The 22,061-nt window shown below is 70.8% G+C and carries 16 protein-coding genes; 7 read left to right on the top strand and 9 right to left on the bottom strand.

Going from position 1 to position 22,061, the window contains the following annotated elements; all coding sequences use genetic code 11:
- Window positions 1-32 precede the first annotated feature (32 nt).
- The 5 genes from BMX74_RS15050 to BMX74_RS15030 form a co-directional block, all read right to left on the bottom strand.
- Entirely contained in the window at window positions 33-788 is a 756-nt protein-coding gene (locus tag BMX74_RS15050) for a helix-turn-helix domain-containing protein (protein ID WP_055503571.1), read from the bottom strand.
- Between the two features lie 77 nt (window positions 789-865).
- On the bottom strand, window positions 866-3,376 hold the full coding sequence (locus BMX74_RS15045) for a DNA translocase FtsK (RefSeq protein ID WP_091100907.1): 2,511 nt from the start codon (window positions 3,374-3,376) through the stop codon (window positions 866-868).
- 105 nt (window positions 3,377-3,481) lie between these two features.
- The gene (locus BMX74_RS15040; RefSeq protein ID WP_055503573.1) at window positions 3,482-4,435 is read right to left on the bottom strand and encodes an aldose epimerase family protein; all 954 of its coding nucleotides are present in this window, start codon (window positions 4,433-4,435) and stop codon (window positions 3,482-3,484) included.
- Window positions 4,432-5,394 carry a LacI family DNA-binding transcriptional regulator gene (locus BMX74_RS15035; protein WP_055503574.1) on the bottom strand — a complete coding sequence of 321 codons (963 nt, stop codon included), beginning with the start codon at window positions 5,392-5,394 and terminating at the stop codon, window positions 4,432-4,434. The genes BMX74_RS15040 and BMX74_RS15035 overlap by 4 nt, the downstream gene beginning before the upstream one ends.
- A 92-nt stretch (window positions 5,395-5,486) precedes the next feature.
- Window positions 5,487-6,281 (bottom strand): NAD-dependent epimerase/dehydratase family protein, encoded by a 795-nt coding sequence (locus tag BMX74_RS15030; RefSeq protein WP_055503575.1) that lies wholly within the window; start codon window positions 6,279-6,281, stop codon window positions 5,487-5,489.
- A gap of 135 nt (window positions 6,282-6,416) precedes the next feature.
- Between BMX74_RS15030 and BMX74_RS15025 the strand changes: the two genes are divergently transcribed.
- From BMX74_RS15025 to BMX74_RS15005, 5 genes are all read left to right on the top strand, one after another.
- Window positions 6,417-7,733, top strand: a complete 1,317-nt coding sequence (locus tag BMX74_RS15025) for a sugar ABC transporter substrate-binding protein (protein ID WP_063792022.1) — start codon at window positions 6,417-6,419, stop codon at window positions 7,731-7,733.
- On the top strand, window positions 7,730-8,659 hold the full coding sequence (locus BMX74_RS15020) for a carbohydrate ABC transporter permease (protein WP_055503576.1): 930 nt from the start codon (window positions 7,730-7,732) through the stop codon (window positions 8,657-8,659). The genes BMX74_RS15025 and BMX74_RS15020 overlap by 4 nt, the downstream gene beginning before the upstream one ends.
- Window positions 8,656-9,516 (top strand): carbohydrate ABC transporter permease, encoded by an 861-nt coding sequence (locus BMX74_RS15015; RefSeq protein ID WP_055503577.1) that lies wholly within the window; start codon window positions 8,656-8,658, stop codon window positions 9,514-9,516. The genes BMX74_RS15020 and BMX74_RS15015 overlap by 4 nt, the downstream gene beginning before the upstream one ends.
- Window positions 9,517-9,583: 67 nt before the next feature.
- Window positions 9,584-10,345: an IclR family transcriptional regulator gene (locus BMX74_RS15010; protein WP_055503578.1), complete on the top strand. Its 762-nt coding sequence runs from the start codon at window positions 9,584-9,586 to the stop codon at window positions 10,343-10,345.
- A 13-nt stretch (window positions 10,346-10,358) separates the two neighbouring features.
- Window positions 10,359-11,267 carry a 5-dehydro-4-deoxyglucarate dehydratase gene (locus BMX74_RS15005; protein ID WP_055503579.1) on the top strand — a complete coding sequence of 303 codons (909 nt, stop codon included), beginning with the start codon at window positions 10,359-10,361 and terminating at the stop codon, window positions 11,265-11,267.
- A gap of 76 nt (window positions 11,268-11,343) precedes the next feature.
- Here BMX74_RS15005 and BMX74_RS15000 read toward each other — a convergent pair whose 3' ends face one another.
- Complete coding sequence (locus BMX74_RS15000; protein WP_055503580.1) at window positions 11,344-12,813, bottom strand: aldehyde dehydrogenase (NADP(+)); 1,470 nt, start codon at window positions 12,811-12,813, stop codon at window positions 11,344-11,346.
- Between the two features lie 105 nt (window positions 12,814-12,918).
- Between BMX74_RS15000 and BMX74_RS14995 the strand changes: the two genes are divergently transcribed.
- Both BMX74_RS14995 and BMX74_RS44080 read left to right on the top strand, forming a co-directional pair.
- Window positions 12,919-14,175: a glucarate dehydratase family protein gene (locus tag BMX74_RS14995; RefSeq protein ID WP_091100905.1), complete on the top strand. Its 1,257-nt coding sequence runs from the start codon at window positions 12,919-12,921 to the stop codon at window positions 14,173-14,175.
- The gene (locus tag BMX74_RS44080) at window positions 14,172-15,548 is read left to right on the top strand and encodes a dihydrolipoyllysine-residue succinyltransferase component of 2-oxoglutarate dehydrogenase complex (RefSeq protein WP_177227352.1); all 1,377 of its coding nucleotides are present in this window, start codon (window positions 14,172-14,174) and stop codon (window positions 15,546-15,548) included. The genes BMX74_RS14995 and BMX74_RS44080 overlap by 4 nt, the downstream gene beginning before the upstream one ends.
- 1,705 nt (window positions 15,549-17,253) lie before the next feature.
- Here the strand turns inward: BMX74_RS44080 and BMX74_RS14980 are convergent.
- The 3 genes from BMX74_RS14980 to BMX74_RS14965 all read right to left on the bottom strand — a co-directional run bounded on the left by BMX74_RS14980 (window position 17,254) and on the right by BMX74_RS14965 (window position 21,991).
- A complete protein-coding gene (locus BMX74_RS14980) occupies window positions 17,254-17,751 on the bottom strand; it encodes a DUF402 domain-containing protein (protein ID WP_055503583.1) in 498 nt (165 codons plus the stop codon).
- Between the two features lie 1,789 nt (window positions 17,752-19,540).
- Window positions 19,541-20,182: a response regulator gene (locus BMX74_RS14970; protein WP_091101203.1), complete on the bottom strand. Its 642-nt coding sequence runs from the start codon at window positions 20,180-20,182 to the stop codon at window positions 19,541-19,543.
- A 570-nt stretch (window positions 20,183-20,752) separates the two neighbouring features.
- Window positions 20,753-21,991, bottom strand: coding sequence for a sensor histidine kinase (locus tag BMX74_RS14965; protein ID WP_218153959.1), 1,239 nt, complete (start codon window positions 21,989-21,991; stop codon window positions 20,753-20,755).
- Window positions 21,992-22,061: the final 70 nt, after the last annotated feature.

Below are 22,061 nucleotides of genomic sequence, written 5' to 3'. Positions count from 1 at the left end.
TTGGCCACCACCCGATGCACCGCCCACCACACTTAGGGCGCCGAGACCCCGTACGTGCGCCTGATGATCTCGCCCCGGTCGCCCGGCTTGCCCATGTCCTTGCCGTTGACCTGCACCGACACCGCCCCGGCGTCACCGAAGAGCAGGGCGACCTCTCTTTGCGCCCGCCACGTCGAGACCGTGCCCGCCTTCAGGTCGCCGGCGAACAGCGGGCGCCCGTCGGCGTCGCGCACGTGGACGTACGAGGTGCGCTTGGCCTTGACCCGCACCACCACCTGGCGGGGCCCGGCCTGACCGGCCGCCGCCGGACGGCGCTTGGTCTCCTTCGCCGGGTGCTTCCGCGGCACCTCGGGCACCGCCGGCACCGGCTCGACGTCGGCCGTGCGCACCTGGTCGCTGGCGCCGCCGAACACCCGCACCAGGCCGATCACGACCACGACGGCCAGCGCCGCGACGAGCGCCATCGACCAGTTCGGGCCGCGCCGCTCGCGCATGGTGACCCTGCGGTCGGCCTGGAACACCGACGCCGCCCGCACCGGCTGCGGCGCGCCGCCGTGCTGCTGGTCGTACAGATGCACGAGGGCGTCGGGATCGAGCCCGACGGCCTTGGCGACGGCCTTGACGTGCCCCCGCGCGTAGAAGTCGCCTCCGCACTCCTCGTAGTCGTCCTGCTCCAGCCGATGGATGATCGGCTCACGGATCCGGGTGGCCGCGCTGACCTGCGCGACCGACAGCCCCGCCGCCTCTCTGGCGGACCGCAGCATGCCCCCGATGCTCTGCTCCTGCACAGCGAACGCCTCCCCACCACGACGTTGCGTAGTGGTTCATATTCAACCAGTTAATGCATCGGAGGCGTGCATTGGGGTCATTCGCCACGCAGGTCGGCCAGCAACCCCGGCAGGTCGTCGGGTTTCACGAGCACCTCGCGCGCCTTCGAACCCTCGCTCGGGCCGACCACGTTGCGGCTCTCCAGGAGGTCCATGAGGCGGCCCGCCTTGGCGAAGCCGACGCGCAGCTTGCGCTGGAGCATCGACGTCGAGCCGAACTGGGTGGTCACGATCAGCTCGGCGGCCTGGACGAGCAGGTCGAGGTCGTCGCCGATGTCGTCGTCGATCTCCCGCTTGACCGGCGCGGCGGCGACGTCCTCGCGGTACTCGACCGCCATCTGGGCCTTGCAGTGCGCGACGATCTCGGCGATCTCCTTCTCCGAGACGAACGCGTTCTGGATGCGCATGGGCTTGCTCGCGCCCATGGGCAGGAACAGCGCGTCGCCCTGGCCGACGAGCTTGTCGGCGCCCGGCTGGTCGAGGATGACCCGCGAGTCGGTGAGGCTGGAGACGGCGAACGCGAGCCTGGAGGGCACGTTCGCCTTGATCAGGCCGGTGACGACGTCCACGGACGGCCGCTGGGTGGCGATCACCAGGTGGATGCCGGCGGCGCGGGCGAGCTGGGTGATGCGGACGATGGAGTCCTCGACGTCGCGCGGGGCGACCATCATGAGGTCGGCCAGCTCGTCCACGATCACCAGCAGGTACGGGTAGGGCTGGTAGACGCGCTCGCTGCCGGGCGGCGGCTGCAGCTTGCCCGCCCGCACGGCCTTGTTGAACTCGTCGACGTGGCGGAAGCCGGAGGCGGCCAGGTCGTCGTAGCGGCGGTCCATCTCGCCCACGACCCACTCCAGGGCCTCGGCGGCCTTCTTCGGGTTCGTGATGATCGGCGTGATGAGGTGCGGGATGCCCTCGTAGACCGACAGCTCAACGCGCTTGGGGTCGACCAGCACCATGCGCACCTCGTCGGGCGTGGCGCGCATGAGGATCGAGGTGATCAGGCCGTTGACGCAGACGGACTTGCCCGCGCCGGTGGCGCCCGCGATGAGCAGGTGGGGCATCTTGGCGAGGTTGGCCACGATGGTGCGGCCCTCGACGTCCTTGCCCAGGCCGACGATCATCGGGTGGTGGTCGGCCTGCGCCACCTGGGCGCGCAGGACGTCGCCCAGTGCCACGAGGTCCTTGTCGGCGTTGGGGATCTCCACCCCGATGGCCGACTTACCCGGAATGGGCGACAGGATCCGGACATCTGCCGACTTGACGGCGTACGCGATGTTCTTCGTGAGCGCCGTGACCTTCTCGACCTTGACCGCCGGGCCCAGCTCGATCTCGTACCTGGTGACCGTCGGCCCGCGGGTGAACCCGATCACCTGGGCGTCGATGGAGAACTGCTCCAGCACGCTGGTGAGGGCGTTGACCACGGTGGCGTTCGCCTTGGTCTGCGGCTTGGGCGGCGTGCCCTGCTTGAGCAGCTGCAGGTCGGGCACGCTGTACGGCCCCGCCTGCGGCGACAGCACGAGCTGCTCCACCTTGCGGGGCGCGGGCGTCGGCAGCGGCGGCTCAGGACGCCGCTCGGCCACGGCGGGCGGCTCCTCCTCGACCAGCCCCGGCACGATCTCCGGCGAGTGGTCGGCCTGCTTCTCCTGCTCCGACAGCACCGGCGTGTCGTACGGCTTGACCGTCTCGCCCGGCTCGCCGTTCTCGGGCTTCTTCTGCCTGGGCCGCTTCCTGGCAGGGGGGCGCGGCGAGGGGTCGGCGTGCCGCTCGAACAGCATGTGCCGCAGCTCGGCCAGCCGCTCGGGGATGCGGTGCACCGGCGTGGCCGTGATCACCAGGATGCCGAAGCCCGACAGGAGCAGCAGCAGCGGGATGGTGATCCAGGGCGGCAGGATGCTCATGGGCGGCGCCGACACGACGAACCCGACCATGCCGCCCGCCTGCGACACGCGCTCCATGCCGTCGTTGGGCCCGCCCGCCGGGTACGGCGTGCCGTTGGCGACGTGGATGACGCCGAGCACGCCGACCACCAGCGCGCTCCAGCCGATGACCATGCGGCCGGTGTCGGCGTTCTGGTCGGGGTGGCGCAGGTAGCGCCAGGCGAGCAGGCCGAGCAGCAGCGGCAGCGCCCACGCGAGCGACCCGAGCACCCCGCGCACCGCCGTGTTGACGACGCTGGAGACGGCGCCGTCGGGCGAGGTGCGCCAGGTCATCGCGGCGACGACGATCGCCGCCGCGAGGATCGTCAGGCCCACGCCGTCGCGCCGGTGCGCCGGGTCGAGCTCGCGCGCGTTCTTGCCCAGCGCGCGGGCCGTGCTGCCGATGCCGTTGGCGAGCAGCATCCACAGCCCGACGATCAGCTTGCCGATCATCGTGAGGACCCAGCTGATCGGGTCCTGGTGGGTCGCCGAGGACCTGCGGCCGGAGGAGGCGGCCTGCCTGGCCCTCGGGCGCCCCGCCGGCGCGGCTGCCCGCTTCTGGGGTGTCGAGCGGGACGAGGGCGACCGCTTCGCCGGCCCCTTCGATGCGCTTTTCGGCGTACGGGTGGCCATGATGCCAAAGGTACGACGGAGACACGGTGGAACGCGCGCAGGCACGCCGCGAACGCCCGTATCGAGCGATCTGTCGCTTTCGGTGCGGGCCCGTCGGCCGCCCGGTCAGGTCCGGAACGCGTACGTCGTGGTGGACGTGCGGCGCTCGCCCGGCCTCAGCACGGTCGAGGGGAACTGCGGCTGGTTGGGCGAGTCGGGGAAGTGCTGGGTCTCCAGGCACAGCCCCGCGAACGGCCCGTACGGCGTCGCCTCCCCGTCGAGCATGCCGCCCGCGTAGAACTGCACGCCGGGCTCGGTGGTGGTGACGTCCATCGTCAGGCCGCCGCCGGGCTCGACCACCCGCATGCCGCCGTCGAGCACGAAGCAGTGGTCGTAGGCGCCCTCGAAGCGCTCGCCCACCGCGTGCGGCTCGGTGAAGTCGAACACCGTGCCCTTCACCGGCGCCACCTCGCCCGTCGGGATCTTGTCGGCGTCGACGGGCAGGTAGTGCCCGGCGTCGATGCTCACGACGTGCCCGAGCACGTCACCGCCGCCCGCCAGGTTGAAGTACGAGTGGTTGGTGAGGTTGACCACGGTGGGCGCGTCGGTCTCCATCGCGTAGTCGATGCGCAGCGCCCCGCCGTCCGCGGCGCCCTCCAGCGTGTACGTGACGCTCGCCGTGAGCGTGCCCGGGTAGCCCTGGTCGCCGTCGGGGCTGACGAGCTCCAGCGTGACCGACGCCGCGTCGCGATCGGTGATCGTCCAGACCTTCCTGTCGAAGCCCTCGACGCCGCCGTGCAGGCTGTTGGGCCCGTTGTTCACGGGCAGGCGGTGCTCCACGCCGTCCAGCGTGAAGCGGCCCCCGGCGATGCGGTTGCCGTACCGGCCGACGACGGCGCCGAAGTAGCGGCTGCGCGTGCGGTAGTCCTCCAGGGTGTCGAGGCCCAGCACCACGTCACGGCCGCCGACCTCCAGCGACTGGATGATCGCGCCGTACGTCAGCACCGCCGCGCGCAGCGCGCCCGACGACAGCTCGACGCGCTCGACGTCCTGCCCCGACGGCAGCGTTCCGAAGATCATGTATGTGCCCTTCCCGTGGACTCGCGGACTATCAGGGCGGTGTCCAGGGTCACCAGCGCGCCCTCGCCCCCCGACTGCAGCAGCAGATCGACGGCCATCCTCCCCGCCGCCTCGGCGGGCATGGCCACCGTGGTCAGCTTCGGACGGTTGAGCCGTCCCGGCAGGATGTCGTCGAAACCGATCACACTCACCTGGCCGGGCACGTCGACGCCCCTCTCGGACAGCCCCTCGATGAGGCCGAGCGCCACCAGGTCGTTGTAGGCCAGCACGGCGGTCACGCCCGACGCCGCGACGTCCTCGGCCACCGCCAGCCCGCCCTCCTCCGTCGGCTGGTTCGGGCCGAGGAGGACGAGGTCGAGGCCGGGAACCTCGGCGGCTGCCGCGCGCATCTCGGTGCTCGTCCACGAACCGCTCGGACCCGAGACCAGGGCCACCCTGCGGTGGCCGAGGGCCGCGAGATGGTCGAGGGCGAGCCTGGCGCCGTGGCCGACGTCCATCAGCACGGCCGGCATGCCCTTGATCCGCCGGTTGACCACGACGAAGGGGACGTCCTCAGCCAGCCGCTCGATGGCCCTGTTGGACAGGCGGGGGCTGCACAGCAGCACGCCGTCCACCTGCTTGGCGAGGGTCCTGATCAGCTCCTCCTCGACGCGCGGGTCCTCGTCGGTGTCGGCGACGAACACGTGGTAGTCGCGCCCCCTGGCGTGGGCCTGCGCGGCCTTGATGAGCGGCGGGAAGAACGGGTTGGCGATGTCGGCCACGATCAGGCCGATGTTGAAGGTCCGCCCGGTCGTGAGCGCCCTGGCGGCCCGGTTGGGGCGGTAGCCGAGGTCGTCGGCCGCCGCGAGCACCCGGCTCCTGGTGGCAGGATTGACCAGGTGCGGCGCCGAGAACGTCCGGGAGACTGTGGAGACGTGCACGCCCGACGCGCGTGCCACGTCCCTGATCGTCGCCGTCATCGCCGCCCTTTCGTGCAAACGGTTGCCAGTCCTAAGCCTTGACCTTCGGGGCTGCAGCCGTCAAGCTTCCTGCAAACGGTTGCCGCCTTCGATCACCATTTTCCACCGAGTTCCCCCAGCGTGAAGACCCCGCCGACCCGGTGGTGCACCGGGTCCGACAGGTCCGGCTCGCCCTGCTCGGCGATGAGCCCGGCCGCCTGCGGCTCCGAGTCGTCGCGTGAGACGTACCCGATCGACTCGGCCTCCCGCAGCGACCACCAGCGGCGGGCGTTGTCCGACACGCCCCACACGACGTGGTAGCCCTGCGCGGTCATCGCGCACTCCAGCAGGCGCGCCAGGTCGTCCGGGGAGATCCAGGTGGCCAGGCCGCGCGTGTCGGCCGAGCCCTCGTTGCAGGTGCCCAGCCTGACGACCGTGACGTTCATGCCGAACCTGTCGTGGTAGAGGCTGCCCAGCGCCTCCATGACGACCTTGCTCACGCCGTAGAAGGTGTCCGGGCGGGGGAAGGCGTAGTCCGGCAGGTCCTCGCCGGAGGGCGGCCTGGTGTGGAAGCCGGCCGCGTGATGGCTGCCCATCAGCACGACCTGCCGCACGCCCTCGCGGCGCGCCGCCTCCATCAGCGCGTACGTCCCGTTGACGTTGGCCTCGACGATGTCCGGCCACGGGTGCTCGCGGCTCTGGCCCCCGAGGTGGATCACCGCGTCCACGCCCTTCATGGCGGCGGCCATGGCCTGCTCGTCGTTCAGGTCGGCGGGCGTGACCTCCTCGCCCGGCCCGGCGGTCAGCGGCAGGACGTCGGACAGGCGCAGCGTGCGGCCTTCGCGGGCGAGCCGGGGGCGCATGAGCGTGCCCACCTTGCCCGCGGCGCCGGTCATGAGAATTCGCATGAGTTCTGTGTACACAAGTCTGATCCAAATTCACATTCTTGAATATTGACCGTGATGCGGGTCGCTGGTTACGTTCAGCCAAACGAATTCCATGTGTGCGACATTCGTCCACGTATGTGAACGGGAGGCGATCGGATGTATCGTCTGCTCGGGGTCGCGCTGGCCGCGACCCTGTCCGCGACCCTGGCCGTGACGCTGACGGGCTGCGGCTCCGGCGGGCCGGCCTCCGACGACACGCTGGAGATCTGGATCAGGCAGCTCCCCGATTCCGACTCCGCCAAGACGGCGAAGCGACTCGCCGACGCGTTCACCAAGGCCAGCGGGGTGCCGACGAAGGTGGTCGCCATCTTCGACGACTTCGAGACCAAGCTGAACCAGCAGGCGTCGCAGAGACACCTGCCCGACATCGTCATCAACGACACCGCGCAGCTCGGCGCCATGCACACGCAGGGCTGGCTGCGCGAGGTGGACAGGAACGCGCTCGCCGGCGGCGACAAGCTGTCGGACCTCGCGTGGAAGGCCGCCATGGCCGGAGACGGCAAGTACTACGGGGCGCCGTTCTCCGCCCAGGCGTTCGCGCTCATCATCCGCAAGGACTGGCGCGAGAAGGTCGGCATGGAGCAGCCGAGAACCTGGCAGGACCTCGCCGCGCTCGCCGCCGCCTTCACCCGGAAGGACCCCGACGGCGACGGCAAGGCCGACACCTCCGGCTTCGTCATCCCCGCCGGCACCAAGCGCGGCTACGCCTCCTGGTACGCCTCGTCCCTCGTCTACGCCAACGGCGGCGACTTCGTCAGGCCCACCGGCGGCGGCAGGTTCGCCGCGAGCGCCGGCGACCCCAGGACTGTCGAGGCCGTCCGGTTCCTCCAGGACCAGTTCTGCAAGGCCAGGACCGTCAACCCCGGCGCCGTCAGCAACGACACCACCGTCACCCACGAGGTGTTCGAGAAGGGGCAGGGCGGCATCTACCTGGTCGGACCGTACGTGCTGGCCCGGTTCGTCAAGAGCATCGGCACCGACAGGATCGAGGTCGTGCCCGTGCCCAAGGGCCCGTCAGGCGGCCCCGGCACGCTCGGCGAGGGCGAGAACGTCTACCTCATGGCCGGCTCCGGCATGCAGGACGCGCAGAAGAAGTTCGCCGAGTTCGCCGTCTCCCCCGAAGGCCAGCGCATCGGCATGAACAAGGACGCGGGCGGCGCCATCGTCCGCCTGCCCGTCAACACCACCGTGGACCTGGCCGGCGAGCGCCAGGACCCGCGCTGGAAGGTCTTCCAGGAGGCGTACGCGAACGCCGTCTACGCGCCGCCGGTGCCGAACTGGGCGCCCATCAGGCAGGACTCCGCCGACACCATCAACGCCGTCTGGGCCGACTGCTCCTCCGACGTCAAGGCGGCCATGGACGCGCTCGACACCAAGCTCACCCAGGAACTCCAGAGCCAGAAAGCGTCATGACCTCCACCCTCAGCCCGGCCCGCAGCCGGACGGCGCCGCCCCGCCGCCCCGCCGTCCCGGCGCGGCGGCGGGGGACGCTGACCGCCTGGCTGTTCCTGGCCCCCGCGCTGCTGCTGTTCCTGTACTTCAAGTTCATCCCCATGGCGCTCGGCCTGTGGAAGAGCCTGTTCAAGGTGCAGACGTTCCTGGGCGACGAGTGGGTCGGCCTGGACAACTACCGGACCATCATCACCGACGACGAGTTCGCCGCGGCCATCTGGCACAGCGTCGTGCTGGCGCTGGGCACCACGGCCGGCTCGCTCGTGCTCGGCCTGGTGCTCGCGCTGCTCATCGAGGGCCCCGCCAAGTACCTCTGGTTCGTGCGGACCGCCGCGTTCCTCCCGGTCGTCACGACGATGGCGGCGGTGTCCGAGGTGTGGCGGATCATGTTCCACCCGGGCGACACCGGCATGCTGAACGTCGTCATCGGCTGGTTCGGCCTCGACCCGCAGCCGTGGCTGGCCAGCGAGCACTCCTCCCTGTGGTCGATCATGCTGATGAGCGTCTGGCGCGGCACCCCGTACGACATGATGATCTTCCTGGCGGGGCTGGTGGGCGTGGACCGCTCGCTGTACGAGGCGGCCGCCGTCGACGGCGCCTCCACCTGGCGCCGGCTGCGCCACATCACGCTCCCCGCCCTGCGGCCCGTCTTCTGGATCCTCGCCACGCTCGCGGCCATCCGCGGCCTGCGCGTGTTCGTCGAGGTCTACGTGCTCACCAACGGCGGGCCCAACGGCTCGTCCGAGGTGCTCATGACGCTCATCTACAAGCTCGGCTTCCAGAAGAACGAGCTGGGCGTGGCCTCGGCCGGCGGAATCGTGCTGTTCCTCGCCACGCTCGCGCTCACGGTGGTCGTCCAGACGCTGCGCAGGAGGCAGGCGACATGAGGTTCGACAGCGCGCTGGGGCTGGAGTCGCGGCGCGGCCCCGCCGCCACCGCCGCCAAGGTCGTCCTGTACGCCGCGATGGTGCTGGTGTTCACCGGGCCGCTGCTCGGCCTGCTCGTCAGCGCCTTCGGCAGGACGCTCGACCCCACGGCGTTCTCGCTGTGGCCCGACGACTTCACGCTGGACAACTTCGTCCTGGCCAAGGACCAGAACGTCTACCTCTACCTGCTCAACTCGTTCGTCGTGGTGGGCTTCGGCCTGCTGCTGCAGATGCTGGTGAGCGTGTTCGCGGCGTACGCGCTGGCCCGCAAGAGGTTCAGGGGCATGACGTTCGTGATGCTGCTCATGCTGGCCACCATGATGCTGCCCGAGGAGATCATCGCCATCCCGCTGTCGCTGGTGCTGGCGGACCTGCCCGTCCTCCACCTCGACCTCATCGGCACGTACGCGGGCATGATCCTGCCGGTCGGCGCCTGGGGCTTCTCCATCCTCGTCATGACCGAGTTCATGAAGGAGGTGCCGGTCGAGCTGGAGGAGGCCGCGCGCATCGACGGCGCCGGCGAGTTCCGGATCTTCGCGACGATCATCGTGCCGCTGTGCCGGCCCGCGCTCGGCGTGATCGGCGTCTTCGGCTTCACCATGATCTGGGACCAGTACCTGCTCCCGCTGATCGTCTCCACCGACTCCACCACCTGGACCCTCCCCGTGGCGCTGCGCAGCCTCCGCTCCAACGAGGAGGTGGGCATCGGCGTGCTGCTCGCGGCCTCGCTGCTGGCGCTGCTGCCGTCGATCATCGCCTTCCTCGCCTTCCAGCGGCAGTTCATGCGCGGTCTCACCAGCGGTGCGGTCAAGGGTTAGATGTCCATGTATCTGAACGCTATCCCATATCCTGACAGTGCACAGAAACCGTCGAGATGGGATGAGCATGGAGCCCCAGCTGGTCAAGTCCGCCGAGCGCACGATCCGCATCCTGGAGACGCTCGCCGCCTCCCACCGGAACCTGTCGCTGTCCGAGCTCCAGCAGCGCACCGGGTTCCCCCGCAGCAGCCTGCACGCGCTGATGCGCACCCTCGTGGAGCTCAAATGGGTCGAGACCGACGGCGCGCGCTCCGCCTTCGGCATCGGGCCGCACGCCCTGCTCACCGGCACCGCCTACCTCGACAAGGACCCCGCGCTGCCGTTCGCCCAGGAGACGCTGGAGGACCTGCGTGCCGAGACCGGCCGCACCGTGCACTTCGCCCGCAGGGACGAGGCGCACGTCCTCTACCTGGCCACCAGGGAGGCCCGCGACGCCCACCACGTCATCCCGCGCGTCGGCCGGCGGCTGCCCGCCCACGTCACCGCGCTCGGCCAGGCGCTGCTCGCCCAGCTCACCGACGACGAGGTCGAAGCCCTGCTGCCCGACCCGCTCACAGGCCCGACCGAGCACAGCATCACCGACCTCGCCAAGCTCACCGGCGAACTCGACCAGGTCCGCACCAGAGGCTGGGCGTACGAGCGCGAGCAGGGCACGCCCGGCGTCGCCTGCGTCGCCGTCGCGGTCGACTACCGCATCCCGGCCACCGACGCGATCAGCTGCTCCATGCCGGCCGGCCTGCCGCCCGCCGAGGTCGAACGCGTCACCCAGGCGGTGATCGGCCACACCCACAAGCTCGCTGCGACTCTGCGCAGGGAGGGCATCCGCTGAGAAAGGACTGTTGATGCGGCTGGAAGGTGTTCTCTTCTTCCCCGTGACCCCGTTCGGGCCCGACGGCGACATCGCCGAACCCGTGCTGGCCCGGCACGTCGCCGAAGGCGTCGAGGCCGGGGCGGGAGGGGTGTTCCCCGCGTGCGGCACCGGCGAGTTCAACGCCCTCGACCTCGACGACCACGCCAGGGTCGTGGCCACGGCCGTCGAGGCCGCGGCGGGGCGCGTCCCCGTCTTCGCGGGCGCCGGAGGCCCGCTGCCCGCCGCCAGGGCACTGGCCCGCGCCGCCGCGGCACGCGGCGCCGACGGGCTGCTGCTCATGCCGCCCTACCTGGTCTCCGGGCCGCCGGACGGGCTCGTCAGATACGTACGCGAGGTCGCCGACGCCGCCGAGCTACCCGTGATCATCTACCAGCGGGCCACGGCCAGGTTCACCCCGGCCGCCGTGGCCGAACTGGCGCGCACGCCCCACGTCATCGGCTTCAAGGACGGTCTTGGCGACTTCGACCTGCTCCAGCGCATCGTCCTGACCGTCAGGGCGTCCGGTGCGCAGGGGTTCACCTTCTTCAACGGCCTCCCCACGGCCGAGCTGACCGTGCCCGCGTACCGGGGCATCGGGGTGGACCTGTACTCCAGCGCGGCGTTCGCCTTCGCGCCCGAGGTCGCGCTCGCCTTCCACCGGGCCGTCACCGGGGGCGACGAGGAGCTGGCCCGGCGGCTGCTCACCGCCTTCTACCTGCCGCTCGTCGAGCTGCGCGACCTCGTGCCCGGCTACGCCGTCTCCCTCGTCAAGGCCGGAGTGCGGCTGCGCGGGCTGGACGTCGGCGGGGTCCGGGCGCCGCTGACCGACCCTGCCCCCGAGCACATCGCCGAACTGAAGGAGATCATCGCCACCGGCCTGGAGATCGCCGGAGCGGCCTGAGGCCGCGGCCTCCGAGGGCGGTGATGGCGCCGCCCTCGGAGGCAGGCCGGCAGGCCGGCCGGCCGCCGTCAGATGGTCAGACGGTGAGGCGTCCGTCCACGCGCTGCGGGACGCCGAGCGGGTTGGCGTCCTTGAGCTCGTCGGGCAGCAGCGCCTGCGGCCAGTCCTGGTACGCGGTCGGCGCGAGCCACCGCTCGATCGCCGTGGCGCCCACCGACGTGGACGCCGAGGTGGACGACGGCCACGGACCCCCGTGGTGCATCGCCCAGCACACCGCCACCCCGGTCGGCCAGCCGTTCCAGATGAGCCGGCCCGCCTTCCTGCCCAGCACCTCGGCGACCTCGCCCGCCTCGCCGGGGTCGGCCGAGTGGATCGTCGCCGTGAGCGACCCCTCCAGCCGCTCCAGCACCGCCGGCAGCTCGGACGCGTCGCGGTAGGTCACCACGACCGACGCCGGCCCGAAGCACTCCTCGGCGACCTGCGGCAGCTTCTCGGCGAACGACGCGAGATCCGTGGTGAACACCTTCGGCGTGACCGCGAGGGCGCCCTCACCCGGCCTGCCCTCGGCCAGCAGCCGCAGCTCGCCCAGCCGGTCGAGACCGCCCAGGTAGCCGTCCCTGATGCGCTCGCCCAGCATCGGGCCGCCCGACGTGCCCTCCACGGCCTCCACGAGGGCCTTGCGCAGCTCGTCGCCCTCGGGCACGAACATCAGGCCCGGGTTCGTGCAGAACTGGCCCACGCCCAGCGTGAGCGATCCCGCGAAACCGGCCGCCACCTCCCGGGCCGGCGCCGACGGCAGCACCACGACCGGGTTGACGCTGCCCAGCTCGCCGTAGAACGGGATCGGCGTCTCCCGCTCGTCGATGAGCCGCTGGATCGCCTTGCCGCCCGCGACCGAGCCGGTGAACCCCGCCGCCACCACCAGCGGGTGCTTCACCAGGTCCGCGCCCGCCTGCATGCCCTGCACCAGGCCCAGCAGGTCGGGGTACGGCAGCGCGTCACGCACGATCCTCGCCACCCGCTCGGAGGTGTTCGGGTGGCCCGGGTGCGCCTTGACGACGACCGGGCAGCCCGCCGCCAGCGCCGACGCGGTGTCGCCGCCCGCCACCGAGAACGCGAACGGGAAGTTGCTCGCCGCGAACACGGCGACCACGCCGGGCAGCGGGCGCCGCATGCGCCGGACGTCCGGCCTCGGCGGCACGGCGGACGGGTCGGCGTGGTCGATGATCGCCTCGACGTACCCGCCGTCCCTGATGACCTGGGCGAAGAGCCGGAACTGCCCGGCCGCGCGCGCCACCTCGCCCCGCAGCCGCCCCTCGCCGAGCGCGGTCTCCTGGTCGGCGAGCCGCCACAGCTCGTCCACGCGCTCGGTCAGCGCGTCGGCCACGGCCTCCAGGGCGGCCGCCCGCTCGTCCGCGGAGGTGGCCCGCCAGGCCGCTCCGGCGGCCGCGGCGGCGGAGACGATCAAGTCGACCCCGTCGCCGTCCGTCTCGCTCAGACCGGCGCCGACGTTCTCACCGGTCCTGGGGTCGTATCCGTGGATCATCAGATGGCCCTTCGCAGTCTTGACACTTTCTACCCCCGATTCTTACAGTTGCCAGCACTGTCCACAATTATGACTGGTGTTCACATACATGGACGGCGGACACTTATGATCATCACGCAGATCCACGTCACCCCCGTCGCCTTCCGTGACCCGCCCCTCCTCAACGCCGCCGGCGTCCACGAACCGTGGGCCCTGCGCACCGTCGTGGAAGTCGTCACCGACGAGGGACTGACCGGGCTCGGCGAGACCTACGGCGACCACGACCACCTGGCCAAAGTCCGCGAATGTGCGCAACGTCTCATCGGGCTCGACGTCCACGCCACGAACGAGATGTACCGCAGGATCCACGCGGCCGTCGGCGACGTCGTCACCGACCTGCACGGCCTGACCGGCGCCGCCACCAAGGAGAAGAGCGTCGACCGCGTCCACTCCCCGTTCGAGGTGGCCTGCCTCGACATCCGGGGCAAAGCCGCCGGAGTGCCCGTCTCCGACCTGCTCGGCGGGCGCGTCCGCGACGCCGTCCCCTACAGCGCGTACCTCTTCTACAAATGGGCCGGCCACCCCGGCGAGCCCGACGACCGCTACGGCCCCGCGCTCGACGAGGCCGGCCTCGTCGCCCAGGCCGCCCTCCTCATCAAGGAGCACGGCTTCCGCTCCATCAAACTCAAAGGCGGCGTCTTCCCGCCCGACCAGGAGATCGCCGCCATCCGCGCGCTGCACGAGGCCTTCCCCGGCGTGCCGCTCCGGCTCGACCCCAACGCCGCCTGGAGCGTCGAGACCTCCATCCGCGTCGGCCGCGAACTCGACGGCGTCCTCCAGTACCTGGAGGACCCCACCTCCGGCATCCCCGGCATGGCCGAGGTCTCCGCCGCCGTCCCGATGCCGCTCGCCACCAACATGTGCGTCGTCACCCCCCAGCACCTGCCCCCCGCCATCGCCTCCCGCGCCATCGGCGTCCTGCTGCTCGACCACCACTACTGGGGCGGGCTCGTCCGCTCCTCCCAGATCGCCGCCCTCTGCGGGACGTTCGGGCTGCAACTGTCCATGCACTCCAACTCCCACCTCGGCATCAGCCTCGCCGCCATGACCCACCTGGCCGCCGCCACCCCCAACCTGACCTTCGCCTGCGACACCCACACCCCCTGGCAGGACGGCCAGGACGTCGTCCGCCCCGGCGCGCTGCGCTTCACCGACGGCGCCGTCACCGTGCCGACCGGGCCCGGCCTCGGCGTCGACCTCGACCGCGACGCCCTCGCCGCCATGCACGAGCAGTACCTGACCTGCGGCATCCGCTCGCGCGACGACACCACCTACATGCGGCGCGTCGAACCCGGCTTCAGCGCGAGGAGACCCCGCTGGTGAAGGTCGCCTACGTCTACCCCTGGGACGTCGCCGGCGACCCCGCCGCGCCCGAACGGATCGCCGCGCTCGGCGTCGACGCCGCCGCGCTCGCCGTCTCCTACCACTCCACCAGGGCCGCCACCCCGTACCACCCCCGCCACCGCGTCCTGGACGTCCCCCACCCGGCCCTGTACCTCCCCGTACGCCCCTCCGCGTGGGGCCGTCTCGTCCCCGCCGCCCCCACGTGGACGCCCGCCGACGCCTACCTCACCGCCCGCGACGCGCTCAAGGCCGCCGGACTCCAGGTGCACGCCTGGACCGTCCTCACCCACAACTCCCACCTCGGCCGGCTCCACCCCGACCTCGTCACCCGCAACGCCTTCGGCGACCCCTACCCGTACGCGCTCTGCCCCGCCCACGACGACGTGCTCGACTACTGCGACAGGCTCGTCCGCGAGATCCTCGCCGTCGCCGAACCCGACGGCCTCATCCTGGAGGCCTGCGGACCGATGGGGTTCGGGCACCAGAGCGTCCACGAGAAGACGGCGGGCGCCGACTGGACGGCCGCCCACGCCGACCTCCTCAGCCTGTGCTTCTGCGCCGCCTGCGCCCCCCGCCACCCCTCGTCCCTGCGCCCCCTCATCCGCCGCCACCTGACGCCCCGCCCCCCTCTCCCGAACCCGCCCACCTCCATCACCCACGAGAACCCCACCCCGGGAACGCCGGAACACACCGCCAGAGGCGGCCCGCCGCCGACCCGGCCCTCCGACATGCCGGCCGAGGAACCCCCCAGCCCACTCACGAATGAGGCACGAGCCGCCCGCACACCGCCACCACCGGGCCCCAACACCTCGACCAACGAACCACCCACCCCGCCGAGGACCCAGGTACAAGCCACCCCCGTACCCGCACCACAACCCGGCACCCCCTACGCATCGATCGAGGAGGCACTCGGCCCGCTGGCCGACGAGGTTCGGGCCGTCCGCGTGTCCCTCTCGGCGGGACTGCGCCGCCGCCTGATCACCACCATCCGCGAGATCGCCCCGAACATCCCCATCACACTGCACGTCACCCCAGACCCCTGGGCGACAGGCGCCTTCGCGGCCCTCCCTGAGGGCGAACCGGGAGCGGACGTCCTGGTGGGCAACTGCTGGGGCGACCCGGAGACCGACGCCGCCCGCCTCAGCCGCCTCGCCGACCTGTGCCACCCGGGGCAGCGCGTGGGCGCCTACGTCCTGGCCCTCCCGCCCCGCCCCGCCGACGCCACCGTCCTGGCACACCACCTCAGCACGTACGCGAAGGCCGGAGCCACGGACTTCCACCTCTACCACGCCGGCCTAGCCGGCCCCACCCACCTGACAGCCCTGGCCAAAGCCCTGAACACCCTCCACTAACGGACGTCCAAAGCCATAGGGCGCGCCATCGACCGAACGCCCAAGGCACCCAGACAGCACCCCCGACCGATCACAAGCCCTGAACCCCAACCTCCGGCCCTGCCGCCCTCCGGCACCTGCCGCCCACCAGTCCTCCGCCCTCCGATCCTGCAGCCCTGCGGGACCGGGAGCGTGCGGGCGGTCACTGTGAACCAAGCACCAGGGGCGGCCAGGTGGAGACCGGGCAGGCAGGCGCGGCCAACGGGGGGAGCACAGAGCACAGGCGCGACAAAGGTGAAGTCGCGGGTACGGGCGGCCAGCTCAGCGGACGTGCCGGCGGTCACTGACGGCGGACGGCAGCCGACGGAGGGCGACTGCCGGGCACGAGCGGCAAGCCCAGACCAGGGCAGGAACGGCCACCTCAGCCGACATACCAGCAGCCACTGACAGCGGACAGCAGCCGACGGGAAGCGACCACCAGGCACGAGCGGCAAGCCCAGACCAGGGCAGGAACGGCCACCTCAGCCGACATACCAGCAGCCACAGGCAGCGGACAGCAGCCGACGGGAAGCGACCACCAGGCACGAGCGGCAAGCCCAGACCAGGGCAGGAACGGCCACCTCAGCCGACATACCAGCAGCCACAGGCAGCGGACAACAGCCGACGGGAAGCGACCACCAGGCACGAGCGGCAAGCCCAGACTGCGGCAGGGACGGCCAGTGGCGGAGCGGCGGCGGGCACGGCGGCACGGCAGCGCGGGGGCGTGCCGGGCGGACAGCGGCGGGTGCGCGGGGCAGCCTGCCTGGTGGTCTGTCGATGGCGCCCTCGACGCGGGAGGCGGGGCCAGGCGATGGTGCCGCCATCCACGCCGCCCGCGACGGCGAGGGGCGGGCAGCGCCACCCCCATGGTTGCGCTCGGCACGGCGCCGGCCCCTGGGACGCCTGCCGTTTGCGCTCCACCACTTGGACCGGGCTAGATCGGCTCCCGCCTGCCCGAGCCGATCTGGCCCGCTCCACCACTTGGACCTGGCCCTGGTCACCCCGGAGGTCACCCGCCACCGCGTGCTGGAAACCAGAGTGCGGCTCGATCGCCTCGCGGCCCGCCTCGTTGCGGGCGGGGCCGCTGGGGCGGCGGCCGAGGGTGGACCTGCTCTGGGGATCGCGAGGACGCTGGATACGGTTGTGGGAGGTGCAGCGCCTCGGGTTCTCGCTGCTGTGGATCTCGCGGCCGTCCGGCTAGGGCCGCGGCGCGTGCCGGGCTCGTCCGCCGGGCCCGCCACTTGTCCCCGCCGCTCGTCGTTGTGCTCACCGCCCGTGAGGCTAGGCTCGCCACTCGCGCCCACACCCGCCGCCGCGCCCGCCCAAGTTAGCTGCCCGTACCCACCGCTCCGCTTGCCGCGCCTGCGCTGTGGTCTCCCATTGACCGCACCTGCCTATCGGTCCGCACGTACGAGCGTGCCGGCTGCTCCGCACTGACGGCCCCTGCCCGTACCTCCCCGCTGGCCGTTCGCCGCCCGCCGCCCGCCGCCCGCCGCTCGCCGCTCGCCGCCCGCCGCTCGCTGCCCGCCGTTCGCTGCCCGCCGCCCGCCGCCCGCCGCTCGCCGCTCGCCGCTCGCCGCCCGCCGTTCGCTGCCCGCCGTTCGCTGCCCGCCGTTCGCTGCCCGCCGCCCGCCGCCCGCCGCTCGCCGCTCGCCGCTCGCCGCTCGCCGCTCGCCGCGAAGCGTCGTCACCCCACCATCGCGAGCCAGGCCGCGTGGGCACCGTCGAAGGGCCCCTGACGTTCCCCGACCGCATCGAGCAGCCATCGCGCCGTCTCCTCCGCACCCGTGACCAACTCGGGCGGGTATCCCAGCTTCACCTGGTGCTCGGCGAACTCGTCCTCGTCGTCCAGGATCAGCCGCCCGTCGCGCATTCTCAGCACATCCAGATCCAGGTCGAGCATGGTCACCTCATCGCCCCTCCATTCCGGGACGGTGGTGACGTCGACATACACCTCACACCGATGCGGCACCGCGTTGAAGGACGCCGTCCACCAGGCATCCCTCGGGAACAGCATCACAGCGGCCAGATCCCACGCCACAACCGGGCCTTCGCCCTTGCGCGCCACGGTCCCCGCAGGCAGCCCGACCCAGACCCCGTACTGGTCTTCGCCGAGCAACCGCCCTCTGTGGTTCCAGTGCAACGCCCCGCCGTACTTCCGAAACACCACCCGGACATCACTCATGCATGGAACCTATCCCCCACCCTCCCCCAAGAGAAGGCCACCCCACACGTACCGGCACAACCCGGCGGGCCATCTCAAACAAAAAACAGAATCTCGGACCTTAACGGCAAAAACCGCAAAGAAGAAAAGTCATCACTGTCTCATATTTCTCTTATTTCCACTATTTACCGGAACGCCTCCACGCGACACCTCAGGGCCCCCATTCGAAATACCCCACCCAAACACCATCCATCCGACGAAAGGCGACACCGCACTGTCGAAAAGCCGCCTCCCGAGGGGGAATATTGTGCTTCGATCTCCTCAGCAGCAGGAGCGAGAGAGGTGACAATGGCACGACTCAAGCGGCGGGCAAGCAGCGACGGGCCATGGGCGGCCGGCAAGCCGCTCTCGCGCAGGCTTCACTGGCGTCGCCACTGCCCCGCCAAGATGCGCCTGAACGTCCGTATGGCATCGCGTTGCGTTCTGGTGCTCCTGGAAACGGGAATCTCCCACGAGAACCTCCGGCAGGCAATGGGCTGCACGTCCGGAATGAAATGCAGACGCCGAACGGCCAGCCGCACCAAACTGACCGGCCGACGTCCCGACAAGCCGGTCATCATCCCCCTCTCCCCCGACGACAAGGACTTCCCCACACTCAGAGACTCCTCCCCCATCAAAGCCTTGCGAGGCGGCCGCAGGCTCCCGTATCCCCGAACGACACCCCCGAACCCGACGCCATAACCGAAAGCCCCGGCACCCCTCCGACCGGCGACTTCGTCAAGCGGCAGAGACAACCACACGAACCCCCAGGACAACCTGCGCGGCTTCCACTGATTTCCAAGTGAGCCTGAGGGGAACCCCTCCGTGTCTCACCTCTGCCTGAAGTGCCTCCTCCAACCGCCGGCCTGCAAGTGGCCCCTCCAACCACCACTCAAAGGACGACCTGTGAGAACAACCCTCCGTCACGACGCAGGGACGACCTTCGAAGACGACCTCCGTCGGCCCCGCCCCAGATCCCTCCCGTCACCCCCGACCAAACCCAGAATCAGGCAAGCACCGCCGACCAAGCCAAGAAGCGCTCCGGCACCCCGCAGCAGACCGACCACCCGCCGAACGCCTCCACGGCCATGAGACCAACCACCGTTCTCCCTGCGGGGAGAACATCGGTGTCCGGGTGCCAGAAACCGGCACCTCGCCTGGCGAACAGCAGAAACCTACACACCCCGGCCCTACGGCAAGCCGAGTAACCGCAGTGCGAGCACCTCGGCTCACCGCCGAACGAGCACTTCGACTGACCACAGAACGAACACCTCGATTAGCCGCAGAACGGCCACCTAGGTTCCTGCATCGGACACCTCAGTTCCCAGGAAGGCGAATGCCTCGGTTCACCTCAGCCCGAGGTTGACCACCCCCTCCGACCGCACCTCCAAGAAGTCCCGTGCCAGCCCCTCCACCAGTAGAAGAAGCACCCCTCCAGCGGCATCTCCGGGCCTGAGATCGCACCAACTCCCCAGACCGGAAGCCGCCTCGGCGAAAGCCACCCCGAACGGCCCCGAACCGCTGTCACACCGTTGACGCGGTTTGGGGGCCTCCCGGGGCTCGGGAGCAACGTCCCCCTCTACCCGAGCCCCGGGCTTCGCCTTATCCGATCCGCCACCTCCTGCGCTCGGCCACCCCCTCGTTGGGGCCCACCGCGTACACGGCCGGGCGGCAGGCCATCGTCCGGACTGAGGCCCTCACGATGACGGATAGCGCATCAGCAGGGCCCAAGAGGTCGGAGCAAGGCCAACAAACACCTCTCGTCAGTCGACTACGGAGCCGCCGACACCAGGCCGCTCTCGTACGCCGTGATGACCAGTTGAGCGCGATCCCGCGCCTCCAGCTTGGTGAGCAGGCGGCCGATGTGCGTTTTCACCGTGGCCACACTCACCTGTAAGTACCCGGCTATCTCATGGTTCGACAGCCCGCGCGCGATCAGGACCAGCACCTCCCGCTCTCGATCCGTCACCCCGCCGATCCCCTTGACCCGGGGGAAGGCAGGCGTACGGGCGAACTCCTCGATCAACCTCCGGGTCACCGTAGGCGCCAGCAGCGCTTCGCCGCTCGCCACCACGCGAATCGCCGCAAGCAAGTCGGCGGGCGGCGTGTCCTTGAAGAGGAAACCGCTGGCCCCTGCCCTGAGGGCGTCGTACACGTACGCGTCCAGGTCGAACATCGTCACGATGAGCACACGAGCCGCGTCCCCGATGCGACGAGTGGCCTCGATGCCGTCCATGTCGGGCATACGCACGTCCATGAGCACGACGTCGGGTTGCTGCTCCAGGGTGATGGACACCGCCTCCACGCCGGTCGCGGCCTCGCCCACCACGGTCAGGTCAGGTTCGGAGCCGACCAACATGGTGAAGCTCCCCCGCAACAGCGCCTGGTCGTCGGCCACCACCACCCGAATCACGAAGACCCCCCGCACCAAACTCTCGCCACCATCGGCATCAGTCGAACCCTCGCAGAGGCGTTGCCCACGATCGGCATCAGGGGAACCGCCACAGAAGCGTTGCCGACTCTCAGCGTCAGAAGGACCGCCTGCAAAACCCTCTCACCCCCGGCTTCGTCAGAGCCGCCGACCGCACCATGGCCACTGCTGCCATAGTGAGAGCCGCCCATGCGACATCATCGCCGCTGCCGGCATCACGAAGCTGCCCCATGAACCCTCACCGCCGTCGGCATCCCAAGAACCGCCCCACCGCCGCCACCGGTATCACGCGAGCTCCCCCCAAAACCGTCGCGGCCGCCGGCGTGCCCAAACCGCCCCAGACTCTCACCGCCACCGGCGTCCCGTAGAAACACCCCGAATCCATAGCCGCCGACATTCCAGAGCCGCTCTCGAATCCATTGCCACCGACATCCCAGAGCCGCCCCCGAAACCCGCGCCACCGGCATCCCAAGCCGCGCTCGAACAGCTCGCGCTCCTCGGCCGTCGCCTTGGCCACGAGAGCCGCCCCGAAACCATCGTCGCACCACGGGTTCATGGGACCCCTCCGTACGAGAACCTCGCCACCACCCGGAACCCCCGTCCGGGAAGAGGCCCCGCATCGAAGGTTCCGCCGTACATCATGACCCGTTCCCGCATCCCGATCAGTCCGTGTCCGGTGCTTTCGCCTGGCAGGGCGCGCCTGCCCGGCCCGTCGTCGGCCACCTCGATCCGCACGTCCCTCCCGTCGGCCGTCACGGAGACCCGGCAGCGAGCAGGTGCGGCATGTTTCACGACGTTGGTTAGCGCCTCCTGCACGATGCGATAGACGGTCAGCTCGACGCCTTCCGGAAGCCGCCGCTCACCCGACATCGTCGCCGGATCTCGATTCTCACCGAGGTCCGTCGGCCGTCCGTCGGCGACGTCGTCCTTCGGCCCGCCTATCCACACGTCGAGATCCACCTCCACACCCGCGAGCCTCGCCTGTTCGGCCAACCTCTCCAGGCCTCGTAGCCCCGGAGCCGGGACGAGATCGGGCCCGTCGGTCGAACGGAGGACACCGAGCAGGTGCCGCATCTCGACCAGCGCGCCACGACTGGCCGCCTCGATCACGCGCAGCGCCTCGTGCGCCTCCTCGGGCCTGCTGGCCATGACATGGTTCGCCACCCCCGCCTTCACCGCGATCAGCCCGACGCTGTGCGTGACGATGTCGTGCAACTCCCTGGCGATGCGTAACCGCTCCTCGGCCACCGCCTGACTGGCCAGCCTCTCCGCGTCGCGCGCCGCGTACAGCCTGCGCTCCCGCACCGCCCGGCCGACCGTCCACGTTCCTCCGATCGCCGCGATCCCGAGCAGCGGCTGATCGATGTGCAGCATCCAGGCGGGAAGGCCCGGCGCAGGCGCTCCACCTGCCACGACGAGCCCGAACACCGTGACGACGCTCACCGTGCCGATCGCCGAGGTCGGCACCAGGGCTCCGACGCGATCGGACATCGCGACGAGGTAGACGGCGTACGCGGGAGACGCGTACGCGAAGCTCACCGCCCCCGCCAGCGCGGCGACGACGGCCACCGCCAGAGTGAGGCAGAAGACCGGGAGCGGCCAGATCCTGCGCACCGCCAGCGGCAGCCCCAGCCCCAGCGGGACGGCCACCTTCACCCAGGGCGACAGGCCGGTGGCACCGGCCGTCGCCGTGAAGAACACGAAGGCGAAACCGAGCGCAGCCGCCAGGTCGAGCGCTATCAGCTGGCGGCGGCTCATCGGCCGGACGAAGAACGGGTGGGTCTCGTGCACGCGGAGAACGGTAGCCGGTGCGAGGCCGCGAGCACGTCAGACCACGGTCTGACCTTGAGGTTCGGACCGT

This window comes from Nonomuraea pusilla (assembly GCF_900109355.1).
Taxonomy (GTDB): domain Bacteria; phylum Actinomycetota; class Actinomycetes; order Streptosporangiales; family Streptosporangiaceae; genus Nonomuraea; species Nonomuraea pusilla.
The sequence above is the reverse complement of the archived record's forward strand: the minus strand, read 5'-3'. Positions and strand labels throughout refer to the sequence as shown.